A 15,254-nucleotide genomic window follows, 5' to 3' on the forward strand; every position below is an offset into this window, starting at 1 on the left:
TATCTAAATGCACTACGGGTATTGATAATTATATGATATTCAGATTAATTAAAAATACGAAAAGTTATTAGCTTAGAGAAAAATAATATAGGATAAAGTTTTAATAAATTTTGTTGTCAATAGATGTAGATAAGATACTATCACTTATCAAAAATTAGGTTTATTGATAATTTACTTGTTTTGTTATTCTTGAATTAAAATTCTGTAAAATATAGTTTATAATTCTTTAAAAAATTATAAATCAATGTAAAATAAATCCATTATTATTTGTTTTTGTATAAATTATTTGTAGTTTTGCATGCCCAAAAAATGGGTTTAATCCAAATTTAAAAGGAAATTTAATTAGTATGCCAACAATTCAACAATTAGTTAGAAAAGGTAGAAAAAAACTAACCAAGAAGAGTAAATCGGCTGCATTGGAATCATGTCCACAACGCCGCGGTGTTTGTACACGTGTTTACACTACAACTCCTAAGAAACCTAACTCAGCAATGCGTAAAGTTGCTCGTGTTAGATTAACAAACGGGAAAGAAGTTAACGCGTACATCGGTGGTGAAGGTCATAATCTTCAAGAGCACTCGATAGTATTGGTTAGAGGAGGTAGAGTTAAAGATTTACCAGGTGTGCGTTACCACATTGTACGTGGAGCGTTAGATACTGCGGGAGTAAACGGACGTACTCAACGTAGAAGTAAGTATGGAGCGAAACGTCCTAAAGATGCTAAAAAATAAATTTAAGGTAAGATGAGAAAGACAAGAGCTAAAAAAAGACCTTTACTTCCAGATCCTAAATTTAATGATCAGTTAGTAACTCGTTTCGTAAACAACTTAATGTACGACGGAAAAAAATCTGTAGCATTCAAAATTTTCTATGATGCGTTAGAAATCGTAGATTCTCGTAAAGAAGATGCAGAAAAAACTTCATTAGACATTTGGAAAGAAGCATTATCTAATGTAATGCCTCACGTAGAAGTACGTTCTCGCCGTGTTGGTGGAGCTACATTCCAAATTCCAATGGAAATTCGTCCAGACCGTAAAATTTCAACAGCAATGAAATGGTTAATCAAATATTCTCGTAACAGAAACGAGAAATCGATGGCTCAAAAATTAGCTGGAGAAATTATTGCAGCTGCTAAAGAAGAAGGATCTGCCGTTAAAAAACGTCAAGATACTCACAAAATGGCAGAAGCTAACAAAGCATTCTCTCACTTTAGATTCTAATACACGATGGCAAGAGATTTAAAATACACAAGAAACATTGGTATTGCTGCTCACATCGATGCAGGAAAAACTACAACGACAGAGCGTATCTTATTCTATTCAGGTAAGAATCACAAAATTGGAGAAACTCACGAAGGATCAGCTACAACTGACTGGATGGAGCAAGAGGCTGAAAGAGGTATTACAATTACTTCTGCAGCTGTAACAGTAGATTGGACATTCCCAACAGAGCAAGGTAAACCATTACCAGACGCTAAAGGATACCACTTTAATATTATCGACACTCCTGGTCACGTTGACTTTACAGTAGAGGTAAACCGTTCTTTACGTGTTTTAGATGGTTTAGTTTTCTTATTTTCAGCAGTAGACGGAGTTGAACCTCAGTCTGAAACAAACTGGCGTTTAGCAGATAACTATAAAGTTCCTCGTTTAGGTTTCGTTAACAAAATGGACCGTCAAGGAGCTGACTTCTTAAATGTATGTCGTCAAGTACGTGAAATGTTAGGATCAAACGCTGTTCCTATCGTATTACCAATCGGTGACGAAGCAGACTTTAAAGGAGTTGTAGATTTAATTAAAAACCGTGCAATTGTATGGCATGATGAGAATCATGGTTCTACATTTGATGTTGTTGAAATCCCAGCTGATATGGTTGACGATGTAAGACAATTCCGTGGTCAATTAATTGAAGAAGTAGCTGCGTATGACGAGAACTTATTAGAGAAGTACATGGAGGACGAAAACTCTATTACTGAAGAAGAAGTTCACGCTGCATTACGTGCTGCAACATTAGATATGTCTATCATCCCAATGACTTGTGGATCTTCGTTCAAAAACAAAGGTGTACAATTCATGTTAGATGCTGTATGTCGTTACTTACCATCACCAAGTGATAAAGAAGCGATCCCAGGAACTGACCCAAAAACTGACGAGCCTATCACAAGAAAGCCTTCAGTTGATGAGCCATTCGCAGCATTAGCATTCAAAATTGCTACTGACCCATTCGTAGGTCGTTTAGCATTCTTCCGTGCTTATTCAGGTGGATTAGATGCTGGATCTTACGTATTAAATACTCGTTCTGGTAACAAAGAACGTATTTCTCGTATCTTCCAAATGCACGCTAACAAACAAGAGCCTATCGAGAGAATCGAAGCAGGTGATATTGGAGCTGCAGTAGGTTTCAAAGATATCAAAACAGGAGATACTTTATGTGATGAAAAAGCACCTATCGTATTAGAGTCTATGGACTTCCCAGATCCAGTAATTGGTATCGCAGTTGAGCCTAAAACGAAAGCTGACGTTGATAAATTAGGTATGGCTTTAGCTAAATTAGCTGAAGAAGATCCAACATTCCAAGTAAAAACTGATGAGGCTTCTGGTCAAACAGTTATTTCTGGTATGGGTGAGTTACACTTAGATATCATCGTTGACCGTTTAAAACGTGAATTTAAAGTAGAGGTTAACCAAGGAGAGCCTCAAGTAGAGTACAAAGAATCATTCTCTCGTCCAGCTAATCACCGTGAGGTTTACAAAAAACAATCAGGTGGTCGTGGTAAATTTGCTGATATCGTTTTCGAAATGGGACCAGCAGATGAAGGAAAAGTAGGTTTAGAATTCGTTTCAGAAATTAAAGGTGGTAACGTTCCAAAAGAATTTATCCCTTCTATTGAGAAAGGTTTCAAAGCTGCAATGAAGAATGGACCTTTAGCAGGATTCGAAATGGATTCGTTAAAAGTTACTTTAAAAGATGGATCTTTCCACCCTGTGGATTCTGACCAATTATCTTTCGAGTTAGCTGCTCAAATGGGTTACAAAGCTGCTGCAAAAGCTGCTGGTGCTCAAATCTTAGAGCCTATCATGAAGTTAGAGGTTTTAACTCCAGAAGAAAACATGGGAGACATTGTAGGTGACTTAAACCGTCGTCGTGGTCAAGTATCAGGAATGGATGATAGAAATAACGCTAAAGTTATTAAAGCTATGGTTCCATTAGCAGAAATGTTCGGATATGTAACTTCATTACGTACATTATCTTCTGGTCGTGCTACATCTACAATGGAATTCGATCACTACGCTCCAGCACCAACAAACGTGTCTGAAGCTGTAATCGCTAAAGCAAAAGGTAACGCTTAATTCAAGAAAAATGAGTCAAAAAATTAGAATAAAATTAAAATCTTACGATTATTCTTTAGTTGATAAATCAGCTGAAAAAATCGTAAAAACTGTAAAAGCTACAGGAGCTGTTGTTAATGGACCAATTCCATTACCAACTCACAAAAGAATCTTTACAGTTTTAAGATCTCCACACGTTAACAAAAAATCTCGTGAGCAATTTCAATTATCAGCTCACAAAAGATTATTAGACATTTATTCTTCTTCATCTAAAACAGTTGATGCTTTAATGAAGTTAGAATTACCTAGTGGTGTTGAAGTAGAAATTAAAGTATAGTTAGCTGTATTTTAAATAAATATAAACCCTGAGACGTGCACATCTCAGGGTTTTTTTATGAATTACTGTAAGAATGCTTTGATTGATATTTTTCGCTGTTTGTAAACTTTTGAAAAATAATCAATTGAAAGTTTGTTGTTTACAAATTAATTCATACATTTGCATGCTAATTTTAGAGAAGATCTCTAGTGGTCGAAAGTCCACATTCTCTGAAATATTAAACAAATTATTAACATATTTTAATCAAATGTCAGGTATCATTGGTAAAAAAATCGCGATGACTAGCTTATTTGATGAGAACGGGAAAAATATTCCTGTGACAATCGTAGAGGCTGGGCCATGTGTGGTTACTCAAGTCAGAACCGTAGAGAAAGATGGGTACGTTGCTGCTCAACTTGGTTTCGATGACGCAAAAGAAAAAAACACGACTAATGCTTTAAAAGGTCACTTTAAAAAAGCAGGAACTACTCCAAAGAGAAAGTTAGTTGAGTTTTACGGAGAAGAATTCGTAAACTCTTTAACATTAGGAGGAGAAGTTAACGTTGAGTTATTCAACGAAGGAGAATTTGTAAGTGTTACAGGTACTTCAAAAGGAAAAGGTTTCCAAGGTGTTGTTAAACGTCATGGTTTCGGTGGGGTAGGTCAAGCTACACACGGTCAACATAACCGTTTAAGAGCTCCAGGTTCTATCGGTGCTGGTTCAGATCCATCTCGTGTATTCAAAGGAATGCGTATGGCTGGAAGAATGGGTGGTAAACAAGTTACTGTTCAGAACTTAAAAGTACTTAAAGTGGATACTGAGAAAAATCTTTTAATTGTTAAAGGTGCTATCCCAGGTCCTAAAAATTCATACGTAATCGTTAGAAGATGGAAGTAGTAGTATTAAACATCAAAGGTCAAGAAACTGGAAGAACAGTATCTTTAGACGAGGCAGTTTTCGGAATTGAGCCTTCTACACACACAGTGTACTTAGAAGTTAAACAATATTTAGCAGCTCAACGCCAAGGAACGCACAAAGCAAAAGAAAGAGCTGAGATTGCGGGATCAACTCGTAAAATCAAAAAGCAAAAAGGAACAGGTACAGCTCGTGCTGGTTCTATCAAATCTCCAGTGTTTAGAGGAGGAGGTAGAGTTTTCGGACCACGTCCAAGAAACTACTCTTTCAAATTAAACAAAGCACAAAAGAGATTAGCTAAAAAATCAGTTTTATCACAAAAATTAGCTGAGAATGAAATCAAAGTTGTTGAAAACTTTTCTTTCGAAGCACCAAGAACTAAAGAGTTCAAAACTGTTTTAACTGATTTAGGATTAGAGAACACAAAATCATTATTCGTATTAGGTGAATCTAATAGCAATGTATATTTATCTTCTCGTAACTTACAAAAAGTTAAAGTTGTTACAACTGAGGAATTAAATGTATTTGATTTAATCAATGCTTCTCAAATCGTATTTTTAGAAGGTTCTTTAGCAACAGTTCAAGAAAATTTAACAAAATAAGACGAAGAAAATGGGAATCATAATTAAACCAGTAATTTCAGAAAAAGCAACTAATAACAGTGAGTTGTTAGGGCAATATTCGTTTTATGTAGACACAAAAGCTAACAAAATTCAAATTAAAGAAGCTGTAGAAAAAACTTACGGTGTATCTGTAGTTTCTGTTAGTACTTTAGTATCTGCTCCAAAAGTAAAAACTCGTTACACAAAAACAGGTTTTCAAACTGGAAAAACAAATAAGTTGAAAAAAGCGATCGTTAGCTTAGCTGAAGGTCAAGAAATAGAGTTGTTCGGATAATTTAAGAATTAAAAAATGTCAGTAAGAAAATTAAAACCTATCACCCCGGGACAACGTTTTAGAGTGGTTAATGAATTTGCGGCAGTAGATAAAAATGCTAAGCCAGAAAAGACATTAGTTGAAGGAAAATCTAAATCGGGTGGACGTAACAACACTGGTAAAATGACAATGCGTTATATCGGTGGTGGACACAAACAAAAATATCGTATCATCGACTTCAAACGTGATAAAGAAGGTGCTGCAACTGTAGAATCTGTACAATACGATCCAAACAGAACTGCATTCATCGCTTTATTATCTTACGAAGATGGTGAAAAACGTTACATTATTGCTCAAAATGGTTTGAAAGCTGGACAAGTAATTGTTTCAGGTGAAAACGTAGAACCAGAAGTAGGTAATGCTATGAAGCTTAAAAACATGCCATTAGGTACAGTAATCTCTTGTATTGAGTTACGTCCAGGGCAAGGAGCGGTTATGGCAAGAAGTGCAGGTACTTATGCTCAATTAGTTGCGCGTGATGGTAAATATGCTATCGTTAAGTTACCAAGTGGTGAATCAAGAATGATTTTAGTGGAGTGTAAAGCAACAGTAGGTGTTGTTTCTAACACAGACCATCAGTTAGAAGTTTCTGGTAAAGCTGGTCGTTCTAGATGGCAAGGTCGTCGTCCAAGAACTCGTCCAATGGTTATGAACCCTGTAGATCACCCAATGGGTGGTGGTGAAGGTCGTGCGACAGGAGGTATCCCTCGTTCTCGTAACGGTATTCCAGCGAAAGGTTACAAAACTCGTGACAAGAAGAAAGCGTCTAACAAATATATTGTTGAAAGAAGAAAAAAATAATTTATGGCACGTTCATTAAAAAAAGGACCATTCATCCACTATAAATTAGAAAAGAAAGTTCTTGCTAACGTAGAAAGCGGTAGCAAAAACGTGATCAAAACATGGTCAAGAGCATCAATGATTTCTCCTGATTTTGTTGGTCAAACAATCGCAGTACACAACGGAAAGCAATTTATTCCTGTTTATGTTACTGAGAATATGGTAGGTCATAAATTAGGTGAGTTCGCTCCTACACGTACTTTTAGAGGTCATGCCGGAGCTAAAAACAAAGGAAAAAAATAGTAAAGGGCCATGGGATCTAGAAAAAGATTAAGTAACGAAAGAATCAAAGAAGCTAACAAGCAGGTAGCTTTTGCGAAATTAAATAATGTTCCTACTTCTCCTCGTAAGATGAGATTAGTAGTAGATATTATCCGTGGAGTTGAAATTCAAAAAGCTTTAGGTATTTTAAAATATACTAAAAACCACGCTTCAATCCGTTTAGAGAAATTGTTATTAAGCGCTATCGCTAACTGGCAAATCAAAAATGAAGGAGCTGATGTTGAAGAAGCTGGATTATATGTTAAAGAAATCTCTGTTGATAGTGCACGTCAATTAAAAAGAATTCGTACTGCACCTCAAGGTAGAGCACATAGAATCAGAAAACGTTCAAACCATGTAACTTTGGTTTTAGGAACTAAAGAAGATAAACAAAAAGTACAAGATTAAGAATATGGGACAAAAAACTAATCCAATCGGAAATCGTTTAGGAATCATCAGAGGATGGGATTCTAACTGGTACGGTGGAAATGATTACGGTGATAAAATTGCAGAAGATGCAAAAATTCGTACTTATTTAAGAGCACGTTTGTCTAAAGCCGGAGTTTCTCGTATTTACATCGATCGTACTTTAAAATTAGTTACAGTAACTGTAACTACTGCTCGTCCAGGTATCATTATTGGTAAAGGTGGACAAGAAGTTGACAAATTAAAAGAAGAGTTAAAGAAAATCACTGGTAAAGAGGTTCAAATTAACATCTTCGAAATTAAGAGACCAGAATTAGATGCAATCTTAGTAGGGGATAGTATCGCTCGTCAAATTGAGAATCGTATTTCTTACCGTCGTGCTATTAAAATGGCAATTCAATCAGCAATGAGAATGAACGCAGAAGGAATCAAAGTTCAAATCTCTGGTCGTTTAAACGGTGCAGAGATGGCACGTTCTGAAACTTATAAAGATGGACGTATTCCTTTGTCTACATTCCGTGCAGACATTGATTACCACATTTCAGAAGCTCATACAACTTATGGTCGTTTAGGGATCAAAGTATGGATCATGAAAGGTGAGGTATATGGTAAGAGAGAATTATCTCCTTTAGTTGGATTACAGAAAAAACAAAAAAAATCTGACAACAACAGAAAGGGAGGTGAAAGATCTAATAATAGAAAGCGATAATTTAGTTTAACAACTAACATAAAGAATTAAGTAGATATGTTATCACCGAGAAGAGTAAAGTTTAGAAAAACCCAAAAAGGTAAGATGAAAGGTGTTTCTCACAGAGGAACTCAATTAGCTTACGGGACTTTCGGGATCAAATCTTTAGACGAAGCGTTTATTACAGCACGTCAAATCGAGGCAGCTCGTATTGCTGCAACTCGTTTCATGAAGAGAGAGGGTCAATTATGGATTAAAATATTTCCAGATAAACCAATTACTAAGAAACCAGCAGAGGTACGTATGGGTAAAGGTAAAGGTGCACCAGAATATTGGGTAGCTCCTGTACAACCAGGTCGTATCTTATTCGAAGTAGGAGGTGTGCCAGTAGAGGTTGCAACTGAAGCATTGCGTTTAGCAGCTCAGAAGTTACCTGTTAAGACTAAGTTTATCGTTGCACGTGATTTCCAAAATTAATAATTTCAAAAATTAAGAAAAAATGAAAGCAGCAGATATTAGAAATCTAAGTGTTGAGGAGTTACAAGCTAAAATAGCTGAAGAACAAGCGAACTACGATCAATTAAAATTGACAAACGCTGTTTCTCCTGTAGCAAATCCAATCGGTATTAGAGACTTACGCAGAACAATTGCTCGTTTGAATACCGTGTTAAACGAAAAACAATCATAACAGTAATCTGTAACTGATGGAAAGAAAATTAAGAAAAGAAAGAGTAGGTTTAGTTACATCAAACAAAATGGAAAAAACCATTGTTGTAGCTGAAACTAAGAAGCAAAAGCACCCATTCTATGGGAAATTCGTTTTAAAAACGAAGAAATATACAGCGCACGACGAAAATAACGAGTGTAACGAAGGTGACACAGTGCGTATCATGGAGACTCGTCCTTTGTCTAAAAACAAAAGATGGAGATTAGTAGAAATCATTGAAAGAGCTAAATAAGATAAGTTATGTTACAACAAGAATCTAGATTAAAAGTTGCAGATAACACAGGAGCTCGTGAAGCATTAGTAATCCGCGTTTTAGGTGGTACTAAAAGAAGATACGCATCAGTAGGTGACAAAATCGTAGTTGCGATCAAAGAAGCTACACCTTCAGGAAACGTTAAAAAAGGTGCTGTATCAAAAGCTGTTGTAGTTAGAACTAAAAAAGAAGTTCGTAGAAAAGACGGTTCATATATCCGTTTCGACGATAATGCATGTGTATTATTGAACACTCAAGGAGAAATGCGTGGTACTCGTGTATTCGGTCCAGTTGCTCGTGAGTTACGTGATAAAGAATATATGAAAATTGTATCATTAGCCCCAGAGGTATTATAATAGAACAACATGGCAAAGTTAAAAATTAAAAAAGGAGACAAAGTAGTCGTTTTATCAGGATCTAACAAAGGTCAAACTGGTACTGTGTTACGCGTATTCCCTGACAAAGCTAAAGCTATCGTTGAAGGGGTTAATATTGCAAAAAAACGTGTAAAGCCAAGCGCACAAAATCCACAAGGTGGAGTTGTTGAAAAAGAAGCTCAAATCTATTTATGTAAATTGGCTTTAGTAGATCCAGAAACTGGGAAAGCAACGAAAGTAGCGATCAAAGAAGAAGGAGGGAAAAAAGTAAGAATTGCTAAAAAATCAGGAAAAGCTATCTAAGATGAGTACAACAACATACACACCTCGTCCGCAGGTTAAATATAAAGAAGAGATTGTAGCTGCTCTTAAAGAAGAGTTCGGATACAAATCTATTATGCAAGTTCCTAAATTAGAGAAAATTGTTTTATCTCAAGGTTTAGGTGCGGCTACAGCTGACAAAAAAATCGTTGATTACGCTATCGAAGAGTTAGAATTAATCACTGGTCAAAAAGCAGTAGGAACAATTTCTAAGAAAGATGAAGCAGCTTTCAAATTACGTAAAGGAATGCCAATTGGTGCTAAAGTAACTTTACGTGGTGAGAAAATGTACGAATTCTTAGATCGTTTAGTATCTGCAGCTTTACCACGTGTACGTGACTTTAGCGGTATTTCTTCTACAGGTTTCGACGGTAGAGGTAACTATAACTTAGGTATCAAAGAGCAAATTATCTTCCCAGAAATTAATATTGATAAAATCAAGAAAATTCAAGGTTTAGATATTACCTTTGTAACTTCAGCGAACACAGATAAAGAAGCAAAAGCTTTATTATCTAAATTCGGATTACCATTTACTAAAGAAAAATAAGAAGTCATGGCTAAAGAATCAATGAAAGCGCGTGAGCGCAAAAGAGAAGCATTAGTTGCTAAATATGCTGCGAAACGTCAAGCTTTATTAGAAGCTGGTGACTACGAAGCATTACAAAAATTACCTAAAAACGCTTCTCCTGTACGTTTACACAACCGTTGTAAATTAACAGGTCGTCCAAGAGGATACATGAGAACTTTCGGGATCTCTCGTGTAACTTTCCGCGAAATGGCGAACGAAGGGTTAATCCCAGGTGTTAAAAAAGCGTCTTGGTAATTTACCAATAGCTTTAGAAATATTAAATCCTTACTCTTTATTGAGTAAGGATTTTTTTGTTTTTGTAAGGTTTATATTTCTTTGATCAATTCCCTAAAATCAGCTATGTAATTTGGCTGAAGACAAAAATCTGAATTGTTGTAAATTTTATAATTTAAACCAGCATCTTTTGCTGAATTAATTCCGGTGAGTGAATCTTCGATAACTAAAACTTCTTCCTTTTGCTTTTCGCATAATGATAAAGCTTTTAAATAAGGTTCTGCATTTGGTTTGCCTTTTGAAACATCATCTGCTGAAATAGTGTGATCAAAATAGGAATGAAGTTTTAATTGTTGAAAAGCATACTTAATTTGTCTTCTAGAGGAATTGGAAACAAGAACAATTTGAATTTGATTGGCTTTTAAATGTTCCAACATCTCAGCAACGTGGTCATTTAATTGTACAAACTGATGAAAGTTTTCGACATAAAATTTTTCTGTCCAATCGATTATTTCCTCGTACAAATGATTTGTAAAGCGTTGCTGATTTTCTAACATCAATTGGATTGCTTCATTTGTTGTGAAATTCATTCCGTCATTTTCTACCAAACATATCGTATCCAACCGATATATTTTAATGACTTCATCAAACATCAGCTCCCATAATTGTTGACTATTTACGATTACCCCATCAAAATCAAAAAAGATGGCATTTATTTTCTTTCCCATGTGATATTTTCATAAGATGCATTCCAAAACTGAAATTCTAATTCGCTTGCTTTGACAAAAGCTTCTAGCATTTGTTCTTTTATTTTTTCAGTTGCTCCTTCTGCAATCTTATCAACATAACTTTTCGCTTTTTTTACACCTTCACCAAATTCATCTCCACTATAGGTCTCAATCCATTTTTGATATGGATTATTTTCTTTTGTTTGATTTTTGATGATTTCATCACCAACTTCTTTATAAATCCAAAAGCAAGGCAAAACAGCAGCTAATGCAATTTCAATAGGTTCGAATGCAGCTGTACTTTTTAAGAAATGTGAATAATGGTGACAAACAGGTTGTGTTTCGATGATGATGTTTTGCGATAATCCAAAATCCTCAAAATAGGATTCGTGTAAAGCACGTTCAACAATTAATGCATTTTTTCCGAATTCGAAAAAGTCAATGGCTTGTTGATTGTCTTCAGATTTTGATCCAATGGCAGCTAATACTCGCCCAAAATGTTCCAAATATTTTGCATCTTGTAACATGTAAAACTGAAATTTCTCTATTGGTAATGACCCATTTTGCAATTCAATTATAAAAGGCATATTTAGAATATCATTGTAAATAGGCGCGATGGTTTCCCAAGCTTTAGTTGTGAATGTCATAGGTTTTTAATTTTTGTGGATTAAATAAATGATTAAGAGGTCCATTTCCTTTTCCAATTGTTAGGTCTTTACTTCCTAATATTGCTTGTTCAACATATTCTTGTGCTAGTTGTACACTTTGTGTGAGTGAAACCCCCAAAGCTAAATTACACGCAATTGCAGAAGATAGTGTGCAGCCTGAACCATGCGTATTTTTTGTCTCTATTTTTTGAGAGGTATAACTTTGTACAGGTTGTTCTTTTTGAAATAAATAACTGATAATTTTTTCTTGCTGAAGATGTCCGCCTTTTAATAAAAGATTCTGACAACCTAAATTTAAAATCGTTTCTCCATAAGAAAGCATCAATTCAGCAGAATCAATTTTATGATTTACCAAAATACTTGCTTCATCAAGATTTGGCGTGATAAGCGTGGCCAAAGGAAAAAGCTTTTCTATGCAAGCTTCAAGTGTTTCTTCTTTGATTAACCGATGTCCACTTGTCGCAACCATGACAGGGTCATAAACAATCGGTCTATTGTAATTTTTTAATTCCTCTGAAATGATATGAACCAATTCAACACTATGAACCATTCCAATTTTTATTGCATCAGGATAAATATCCTCTAATATGGATTGAATTTGTTCACGAATTGCTTGTGCAGGAATTTCGTAAATATTTTGTACGCCTTGTGTATTTTGAACAGGCAAGGCTGTCAATACATTTGTTGCATAACAGCCATGAGCGGAAATTGTTTTGGTATCAGCTTGTATGCCAGCGCCACCGCTTCCGTCAAATCCGGCAATTGTTAAGACACTATATGCTTTTTGGATGGTATTCATTTTCGTTAATAATTTGTTTTAAAATTTGGGCAGATTTTTTTGGATTTTTGCTTCCGCAAATTGCAGAAACAATTGCAACACTATCTGCACCGGCTTGTATGATTTTAGCAATATTACTTTCATTAATTCCGCCAATTGCAATCAATGGTTTTGATGTTTTAGTTTTCAAAAATTTTAATCCTTCAAAACCCCATTCAGTAATCGTATTGGTTTTTGTTGGAGTCGAAAATATTGGACTTACCCCTAAATGATGTACATATTTCATTTCATCATCATTCAACTGTTTGATAATTTCTAAAGACCAACCAATATTTTTTAGAGCTTGTGCATTTTTGTGAATTTCAGAAGGTAATATATCTGACTGCCCGACATGTATTCCCCAAGGATTAACAGCGGTTGCGACTTCTAATGAATCGTTAATAATCAAAGGGATATTGTAGTGGTCCGTAATTTTTTTTAATATTGTAGCTTTTGAAATATACTCGCTGACAGTGCAATTTTTTTCCCGAAGCTGAATGATATCAACCCCACCTATAATTGCTTGCTCTGCAACATCTAACCAATGAAGATGCGTACAATCTTTTTCAGAAATGACTAAATACAAAGGATAAGGAAAAGTTGGATTAATCTTCATAAACTGAGATTTTCAAATTTGTTTGAATTTCTTCTGCAGATATATGGTATAACGTGTCATACAAATTCATTTGTAAGGTTCCTGGGCCATTACTTTTTTTCTGTGCCAATTCACCTGCTAAACTAAATATGGCCATGCCGCTAACCGTTTCGAGGAAAGGATTTTTATTAAGGCCAATAAAAGCACCGATGCTAGCTGTTGCTGAACAACCTAAACCAGTAACTTTAGTCATCAATTCATGACCATTTTTAATTTCAATTATCGGATTGTTGGATACAATAAAATCTGAAGCACCTGAAATGCAAACAACAGATCCAATTTTCTGGTTTAAATTGTGTGCTGCTTTTATCGCTTGATTACTTTGATGTGTACTGTCGACTCCTTTTCCCTGAACAGCTTCGAAGGTATCTAAAGCTAAAATTTCTGAAGCATTTCCTCTTATGACAGTAGGATGATAGCGAAGCAGTTCTTTTATAAGTTCATTTCTGAAAGTTGAAATTCCAGCTCCAACAGGGTCTAATACCCAAGGTTTATTCAGTTGATCTGCTTTTTTTGCTGCAATTAGCATGCTTTCTGCCCAATAATCATCAAGAGTTCCGATATTGATGACTAATGCATTTGAGATTTTGACGATATTTTCCACTTCTTTGTGTGCATGTATCATAACAGGCGATGCTCCAATTGCCAAAAGAGCATTTGCAGTATTGTTCATCACCACAAAATTGGTGATGTTGTGAACAAGCGGATTTTTTGTCCGGACAGCATGTAAATTTTGAATAATTAGATTTTCCATTAATTGATAATTTTTTAGATGAAACAATTAATGGCTAAAGAGGATTTTCTTTGAAAATAAAGCGTTGCAAATATTAAATAATTGCATAGATATTGCTTTTCCCTACGTCGGTGTTAACCGTATCAGGTTCAAAGGGACTCTCTCAATTCTTTTCAGAATACCCCTAAAGCCAAATCAAATTTATATAAATTGTTTTGACTTTCAGCTATTTTTTAAGAATAAAAATAGAAGATTACATCAAGAATTAATTGTTGAGATCGATTAAAAAGATAAATAAATATAAAGATTGAGTTTCATGTTTTGTCTTAATCCCTAGTTATAAAACGATTAAAAATAAATTATTTAGATTAATAGTTTGTAATTAAAAAATATGCAATATATTTGCAACCCAAATGCATAGTGCATTTTGGTAAAAGTTTAATTTTAAAAGTAGTGCTTACGCGCTATACTATAGAATTATTTATGTATACAGATCCAATTTCAGATTTTCTAACTCGCGTTAGAAATGCAATGATGGCAGGACACAAAGTAGTGGAAATTCCTGCATCTAAAATTAAAAAAGAGATCACTAAGATCTTATTTGAACAAGGTTACATCTTGAACTACAAATTCGAAGGACAAGATCAACCTCAAGGAACAATTAAAATCGCTTTAAAGTACGACAAAGTTACTAAAGAGCCAGCTATCCGTAAAATCAAAAGAGCTTCAACTCCAGGTTTACGTCAATACGCAGGATCTAAAGAATTACCTCGTGTATTAAACGGTTTAGGTGTTGCTATCATCTCAACTTCTAAAGGTGTGATGACAGATAAACAAGCTCGTCAAGAGAATGTAGGTGGTGAAGTTTTATGTTTTGTTTATTAATCTTTTAAAAAATTAAGAAATTATGTCAAGAATAGGACACGCACATATCAACATCCCTGCAGCAGCAACTGTTGAATTTAAAGATAACGTAGTTACTGTAAAAGGTAACAACATTACAATGACAAGAGAGTTAAAAGAAGGATTTGATTTAACAATCGAAGACGGAGTTTTAACTGTAGTTCGTCCAAACGATTCTAAAGATAACAAAGCTTTACATGGTTTATACCGTTCATTAATCAATAACATGATTACTGGTGTAACAGAAGGTTTTAAAAAACAATTAGAATTAGTTGGTGTTGGTTATAGAGCATCTAACAACGGACAAAAATTAGATTTGTCATTAGGTTTCTCTCACAATATCGTTATTGAATTACCTGTTGAAATTAAAGTTGAAACTTTAACAGAAAAAGGTAAAAATCCTATTATTACATTATCATCTCATGATAATCAATTATTAGGAATGATTGTAGCGAAAATTCGTTCTTACCGTAAGCCAGAGCCTTACAAAGGAAAAGGAATTAAATTCGTAGGAGAAATTATTAGAAGAAAAGCAGGTAAATCTGCATAAAAATCATT

General features: G+C 34.8%; 25 protein-coding genes and 1 riboswitch. Of the genes, 20 read left to right on the top strand and 5 right to left on the bottom strand.

What is annotated here, in order from left to right; translation table 11 throughout:
- Positions 1–347: 347 nt before the first annotated feature.
- The 18 genes from rpsL (at position 348) to rpsN (ending at position 10,213) form a co-directional block, all read left to right on the top strand.
- Positions 348–731 (top strand): 30S ribosomal protein S12, encoded by a 384-nt coding sequence (rpsL, locus tag B4J88_RS00435; protein WP_019974211.1) that lies wholly within the window; start codon positions 348–350, stop codon positions 729–731.
- A 12-nt stretch (positions 732–743) separates the two neighbouring features.
- The gene (gene rpsG, locus B4J88_RS00440; protein ID WP_019974210.1) at positions 744–1,220 is read left to right on the top strand and encodes a 30S ribosomal protein S7; all 477 of its coding nucleotides are present in this window, start codon (positions 744–746) and stop codon (positions 1,218–1,220) included.
- A gap of 6 nt (positions 1,221–1,226) precedes the next feature.
- On the top strand, positions 1,227–3,350 hold the full coding sequence (gene fusA, locus B4J88_RS00445; protein WP_180905902.1) for an elongation factor G: 2,124 nt from the start codon (positions 1,227–1,229) through the stop codon (positions 3,348–3,350).
- A gap of 10 nt (positions 3,351–3,360) precedes the next feature.
- Positions 3,361–3,666: a 30S ribosomal protein S10 gene (gene rpsJ, locus B4J88_RS00450; protein ID WP_019974208.1), complete on the top strand. Its 306-nt coding sequence runs from the start codon at positions 3,361–3,363 to the stop codon at positions 3,664–3,666.
- Between the two features lie 247 nt (positions 3,667–3,913).
- Positions 3,914–4,543: a 50S ribosomal protein L3 gene (gene rplC, locus B4J88_RS00455; protein WP_026357390.1), complete on the top strand. Its 630-nt coding sequence runs from the start codon at positions 3,914–3,916 to the stop codon at positions 4,541–4,543.
- Positions 4,534–5,163, top strand: coding sequence for a 50S ribosomal protein L4 (gene rplD / locus B4J88_RS00460; RefSeq protein WP_038335460.1), 630 nt, complete (start codon positions 4,534–4,536; stop codon positions 5,161–5,163). Before rplC ends, rplD begins: the two co-directional genes overlap by 10 nt.
- A 10-nt stretch (positions 5,164–5,173) precedes the next feature.
- A complete protein-coding gene (rplW, locus tag B4J88_RS00465; protein WP_038335466.1) occupies positions 5,174–5,458 on the top strand; it encodes a 50S ribosomal protein L23 in 285 nt (94 codons plus the stop codon).
- Between the two features lie 15 nt (positions 5,459–5,473).
- A complete protein-coding gene (gene rplB, locus B4J88_RS00470) occupies positions 5,474–6,298 on the top strand; it encodes a 50S ribosomal protein L2 (protein WP_038335472.1) in 825 nt (274 codons plus the stop codon).
- Positions 6,299–6,301: 3 nt separating this feature from the next.
- Positions 6,302–6,580 (top strand): 30S ribosomal protein S19, encoded by a 279-nt coding sequence (gene rpsS / locus B4J88_RS00475; protein ID WP_019974202.1) that lies wholly within the window; start codon positions 6,302–6,304, stop codon positions 6,578–6,580.
- A 9-nt stretch (positions 6,581–6,589) separates the two neighbouring features.
- Positions 6,590–7,006, top strand: a complete 417-nt coding sequence (gene rplV, locus B4J88_RS00480) for a 50S ribosomal protein L22 (RefSeq protein WP_019974201.1) — start codon at positions 6,590–6,592, stop codon at positions 7,004–7,006.
- Positions 7,007–7,010: 4 nt separating this feature from the next.
- Entirely contained in the window at positions 7,011–7,733 is a 723-nt protein-coding gene (gene rpsC, locus B4J88_RS00485) for a 30S ribosomal protein S3 (RefSeq protein ID WP_019974200.1), read from the top strand.
- A gap of 36 nt (positions 7,734–7,769) precedes the next feature.
- Positions 7,770–8,189: a 50S ribosomal protein L16 gene (gene rplP, locus B4J88_RS00490; protein WP_038335490.1), complete on the top strand. Its 420-nt coding sequence runs from the start codon at positions 7,770–7,772 to the stop codon at positions 8,187–8,189.
- Between the two features lie 22 nt (positions 8,190–8,211).
- Positions 8,212–8,400, top strand: a complete 189-nt coding sequence (gene rpmC / locus B4J88_RS00495) for a 50S ribosomal protein L29 (protein ID WP_038335494.1) — start codon at positions 8,212–8,214, stop codon at positions 8,398–8,400.
- A 16-nt stretch (positions 8,401–8,416) separates the two neighbouring features.
- Positions 8,417–8,671: a 30S ribosomal protein S17 gene (rpsQ, locus tag B4J88_RS00500; protein ID WP_019974197.1), complete on the top strand. Its 255-nt coding sequence runs from the start codon at positions 8,417–8,419 to the stop codon at positions 8,669–8,671.
- A gap of 8 nt (positions 8,672–8,679) precedes the next feature.
- Positions 8,680–9,048 carry a 50S ribosomal protein L14 gene (gene rplN / locus B4J88_RS00505; protein WP_019974196.1) on the top strand — a complete coding sequence of 123 codons (369 nt, stop codon included), beginning with the start codon at positions 8,680–8,682 and terminating at the stop codon, positions 9,046–9,048.
- 9 nt (positions 9,049–9,057) lie between these two features.
- Positions 9,058–9,372, top strand: a complete 315-nt coding sequence (gene rplX / locus B4J88_RS00510) for a 50S ribosomal protein L24 (RefSeq protein WP_038335509.1) — start codon at positions 9,058–9,060, stop codon at positions 9,370–9,372.
- A 1-nt stretch (position 9,373) separates the two neighbouring features.
- Positions 9,374–9,937 carry a 50S ribosomal protein L5 gene (rplE, locus tag B4J88_RS00515; RefSeq protein WP_038335516.1) on the top strand — a complete coding sequence of 188 codons (564 nt, stop codon included), beginning with the start codon at positions 9,374–9,376 and terminating at the stop codon, positions 9,935–9,937.
- A gap of 6 nt (positions 9,938–9,943) precedes the next feature.
- Positions 9,944–10,213 carry a 30S ribosomal protein S14 gene (gene rpsN / locus B4J88_RS00520; protein WP_019974193.1) on the top strand — a complete coding sequence of 90 codons (270 nt, stop codon included), beginning with the start codon at positions 9,944–9,946 and terminating at the stop codon, positions 10,211–10,213.
- A gap of 71 nt (positions 10,214–10,284) precedes the next feature.
- Here the strand turns inward: rpsN and B4J88_RS00525 are convergent, their stop codons facing one another.
- Genes B4J88_RS00525 through thiM form a run of 5 tightly spaced genes read right to left on the bottom strand, consistent with a single transcriptional unit; the run spans position 10,285 to position 13,814 of the window.
- Positions 10,285–10,920, bottom strand: coding sequence for an HAD family hydrolase (locus tag B4J88_RS00525; protein WP_125349695.1), 636 nt, complete (start codon positions 10,918–10,920; stop codon positions 10,285–10,287).
- Complete coding sequence (tenA, locus tag B4J88_RS00530; RefSeq protein ID WP_038335522.1) at positions 10,905–11,567, bottom strand: thiaminase II; 663 nt, start codon at positions 11,565–11,567, stop codon at positions 10,905–10,907. The genes B4J88_RS00525 and tenA overlap by 16 nt, the downstream gene beginning before the upstream one ends.
- Positions 11,551–12,387, bottom strand: coding sequence for a bifunctional hydroxymethylpyrimidine kinase/phosphomethylpyrimidine kinase (gene thiD / locus B4J88_RS00535; protein WP_038335524.1), 837 nt, complete (start codon positions 12,385–12,387; stop codon positions 11,551–11,553). Before thiD ends, tenA begins: the two co-directional genes overlap by 17 nt.
- On the bottom strand, positions 12,362–13,021 hold the full coding sequence (gene thiE / locus B4J88_RS00540; RefSeq protein ID WP_038335526.1) for a thiamine phosphate synthase: 660 nt from the start codon (positions 13,019–13,021) through the stop codon (positions 12,362–12,364). Before thiE ends, thiD begins: the two co-directional genes overlap by 26 nt.
- Complete coding sequence (gene thiM / locus B4J88_RS00545) at positions 13,011–13,814, bottom strand: hydroxyethylthiazole kinase (RefSeq protein WP_221853935.1); 804 nt, start codon at positions 13,812–13,814, stop codon at positions 13,011–13,013. The genes thiE and thiM overlap by 11 nt, the downstream gene beginning before the upstream one ends.
- Before the next feature lie 82 nt (positions 13,815–13,896).
- Positions 13,897–13,989, bottom strand: a riboswitch (TPP riboswitch).
- 287 nt (positions 13,990–14,276) lie between these two features.
- On the opposite strand from thiM, the gene rpsH reads away from it, so the two are divergent.
- On the top strand, positions 14,277–14,678 hold the full coding sequence (rpsH, locus tag B4J88_RS00550; protein WP_019974187.1) for a 30S ribosomal protein S8: 402 nt from the start codon (positions 14,277–14,279) through the stop codon (positions 14,676–14,678).
- Between the two features lie 22 nt (positions 14,679–14,700).
- On the top strand, positions 14,701–15,246 hold the full coding sequence (rplF, locus tag B4J88_RS00555) for a 50S ribosomal protein L6 (RefSeq protein WP_219034155.1): 546 nt from the start codon (positions 14,701–14,703) through the stop codon (positions 15,244–15,246).
- The last annotated feature ends 8 nt before the right edge of the window (positions 15,247–15,254 follow it).

The sequence above is a fragment of the Empedobacter sp. UBA5036 genome, from assembly GCF_002415215.1.
Lineage (GTDB): Bacteria > Bacteroidota > Bacteroidia > Flavobacteriales > Weeksellaceae > Empedobacter > Empedobacter falsenii_B.

What these genes read in the sequence shown, in the direction of transcription:
- tenA (WP_038335522.1), bottom strand. Translation starts at nt 11,567, where the DNA reads ATGACATTCACAACTAAAGCTTGGGAAACCATCGCGCCTATTTACAAT.
- thiE (WP_038335526.1), bottom strand. Translation starts at nt 13,021, where the DNA reads ATGAAGATTAATCCAACTTTTCCTTATCCTTTGTATTTAGTCATTTCT.
- rplX (WP_038335509.1), top strand. Translation starts at nt 9,058, where the DNA reads ATGGCAAAGTTAAAAATTAAAAAAGGAGACAAAGTAGTCGTTTTATCA.
- rplC (WP_026357390.1), top strand. Translation starts at nt 3,914, where the DNA reads ATGTCAGGTATCATTGGTAAAAAAATCGCGATGACTAGCTTATTTGAT.
- fusA (WP_180905902.1), top strand. Translation starts at nt 1,227, where the DNA reads ATGGCAAGAGATTTAAAATACACAAGAAACATTGGTATTGCTGCTCAC.
- rpsG (WP_019974210.1), top strand. Translation starts at nt 744, where the DNA reads ATGAGAAAGACAAGAGCTAAAAAAAGACCTTTACTTCCAGATCCTAAA.
- rpsJ (WP_019974208.1), top strand. Translation starts at nt 3,361, where the DNA reads ATGAGTCAAAAAATTAGAATAAAATTAAAATCTTACGATTATTCTTTA.
- rplP (WP_038335490.1), top strand. Translation starts at nt 7,770, where the DNA reads ATGTTATCACCGAGAAGAGTAAAGTTTAGAAAAACCCAAAAAGGTAAG.
- rplE (WP_038335516.1), top strand. Translation starts at nt 9,374, where the DNA reads ATGAGTACAACAACATACACACCTCGTCCGCAGGTTAAATATAAAGAA.
- rpsH (WP_019974187.1), top strand. Translation starts at nt 14,277, where the DNA reads ATGTATACAGATCCAATTTCAGATTTTCTAACTCGCGTTAGAAATGCA.
- rpmC (WP_038335494.1), top strand. Translation starts at nt 8,212, where the DNA reads ATGAAAGCAGCAGATATTAGAAATCTAAGTGTTGAGGAGTTACAAGCT.
- rpsN (WP_019974193.1), top strand. Translation starts at nt 9,944, where the DNA reads ATGGCTAAAGAATCAATGAAAGCGCGTGAGCGCAAAAGAGAAGCATTA.
- rplB (WP_038335472.1), top strand. Translation starts at nt 5,474, where the DNA reads ATGTCAGTAAGAAAATTAAAACCTATCACCCCGGGACAACGTTTTAGA.
- rplW (WP_038335466.1), top strand. Translation starts at nt 5,174, where the DNA reads ATGGGAATCATAATTAAACCAGTAATTTCAGAAAAAGCAACTAATAAC.
- rpsS (WP_019974202.1), top strand. Translation starts at nt 6,302, where the DNA reads ATGGCACGTTCATTAAAAAAAGGACCATTCATCCACTATAAATTAGAA.
- thiD (WP_038335524.1), bottom strand. Translation starts at nt 12,387, where the DNA reads ATGAATACCATCCAAAAAGCATATAGTGTCTTAACAATTGCCGGATTT.
- rplN (WP_019974196.1), top strand. Translation starts at nt 8,680, where the DNA reads ATGTTACAACAAGAATCTAGATTAAAAGTTGCAGATAACACAGGAGCT.
- thiM (WP_221853935.1), bottom strand. Translation starts at nt 13,814, where the DNA reads ATGGAAAATCTAATTATTCAAAATTTACATGCTGTCCGGACAAAAAAT.
- rpsQ (WP_019974197.1), top strand. Translation starts at nt 8,417, where the DNA reads ATGGAAAGAAAATTAAGAAAAGAAAGAGTAGGTTTAGTTACATCAAAC.
- rpsL (WP_019974211.1), top strand. Translation starts at nt 348, where the DNA reads ATGCCAACAATTCAACAATTAGTTAGAAAAGGTAGAAAAAAACTAACC.
- rplD (WP_038335460.1), top strand. Translation starts at nt 4,534, where the DNA reads ATGGAAGTAGTAGTATTAAACATCAAAGGTCAAGAAACTGGAAGAACA.
- rpsC (WP_019974200.1), top strand. Translation starts at nt 7,011, where the DNA reads ATGGGACAAAAAACTAATCCAATCGGAAATCGTTTAGGAATCATCAGA.
- rplF (WP_219034155.1), top strand. Translation starts at nt 14,701, where the DNA reads ATGTCAAGAATAGGACACGCACATATCAACATCCCTGCAGCAGCAACT.
- rplV (WP_019974201.1), top strand. Translation starts at nt 6,590, where the DNA reads ATGGGATCTAGAAAAAGATTAAGTAACGAAAGAATCAAAGAAGCTAAC.
- B4J88_RS00525 (WP_125349695.1), bottom strand. Translation starts at nt 10,920, where the DNA reads ATGGGAAAGAAAATAAATGCCATCTTTTTTGATTTTGATGGGGTAATC.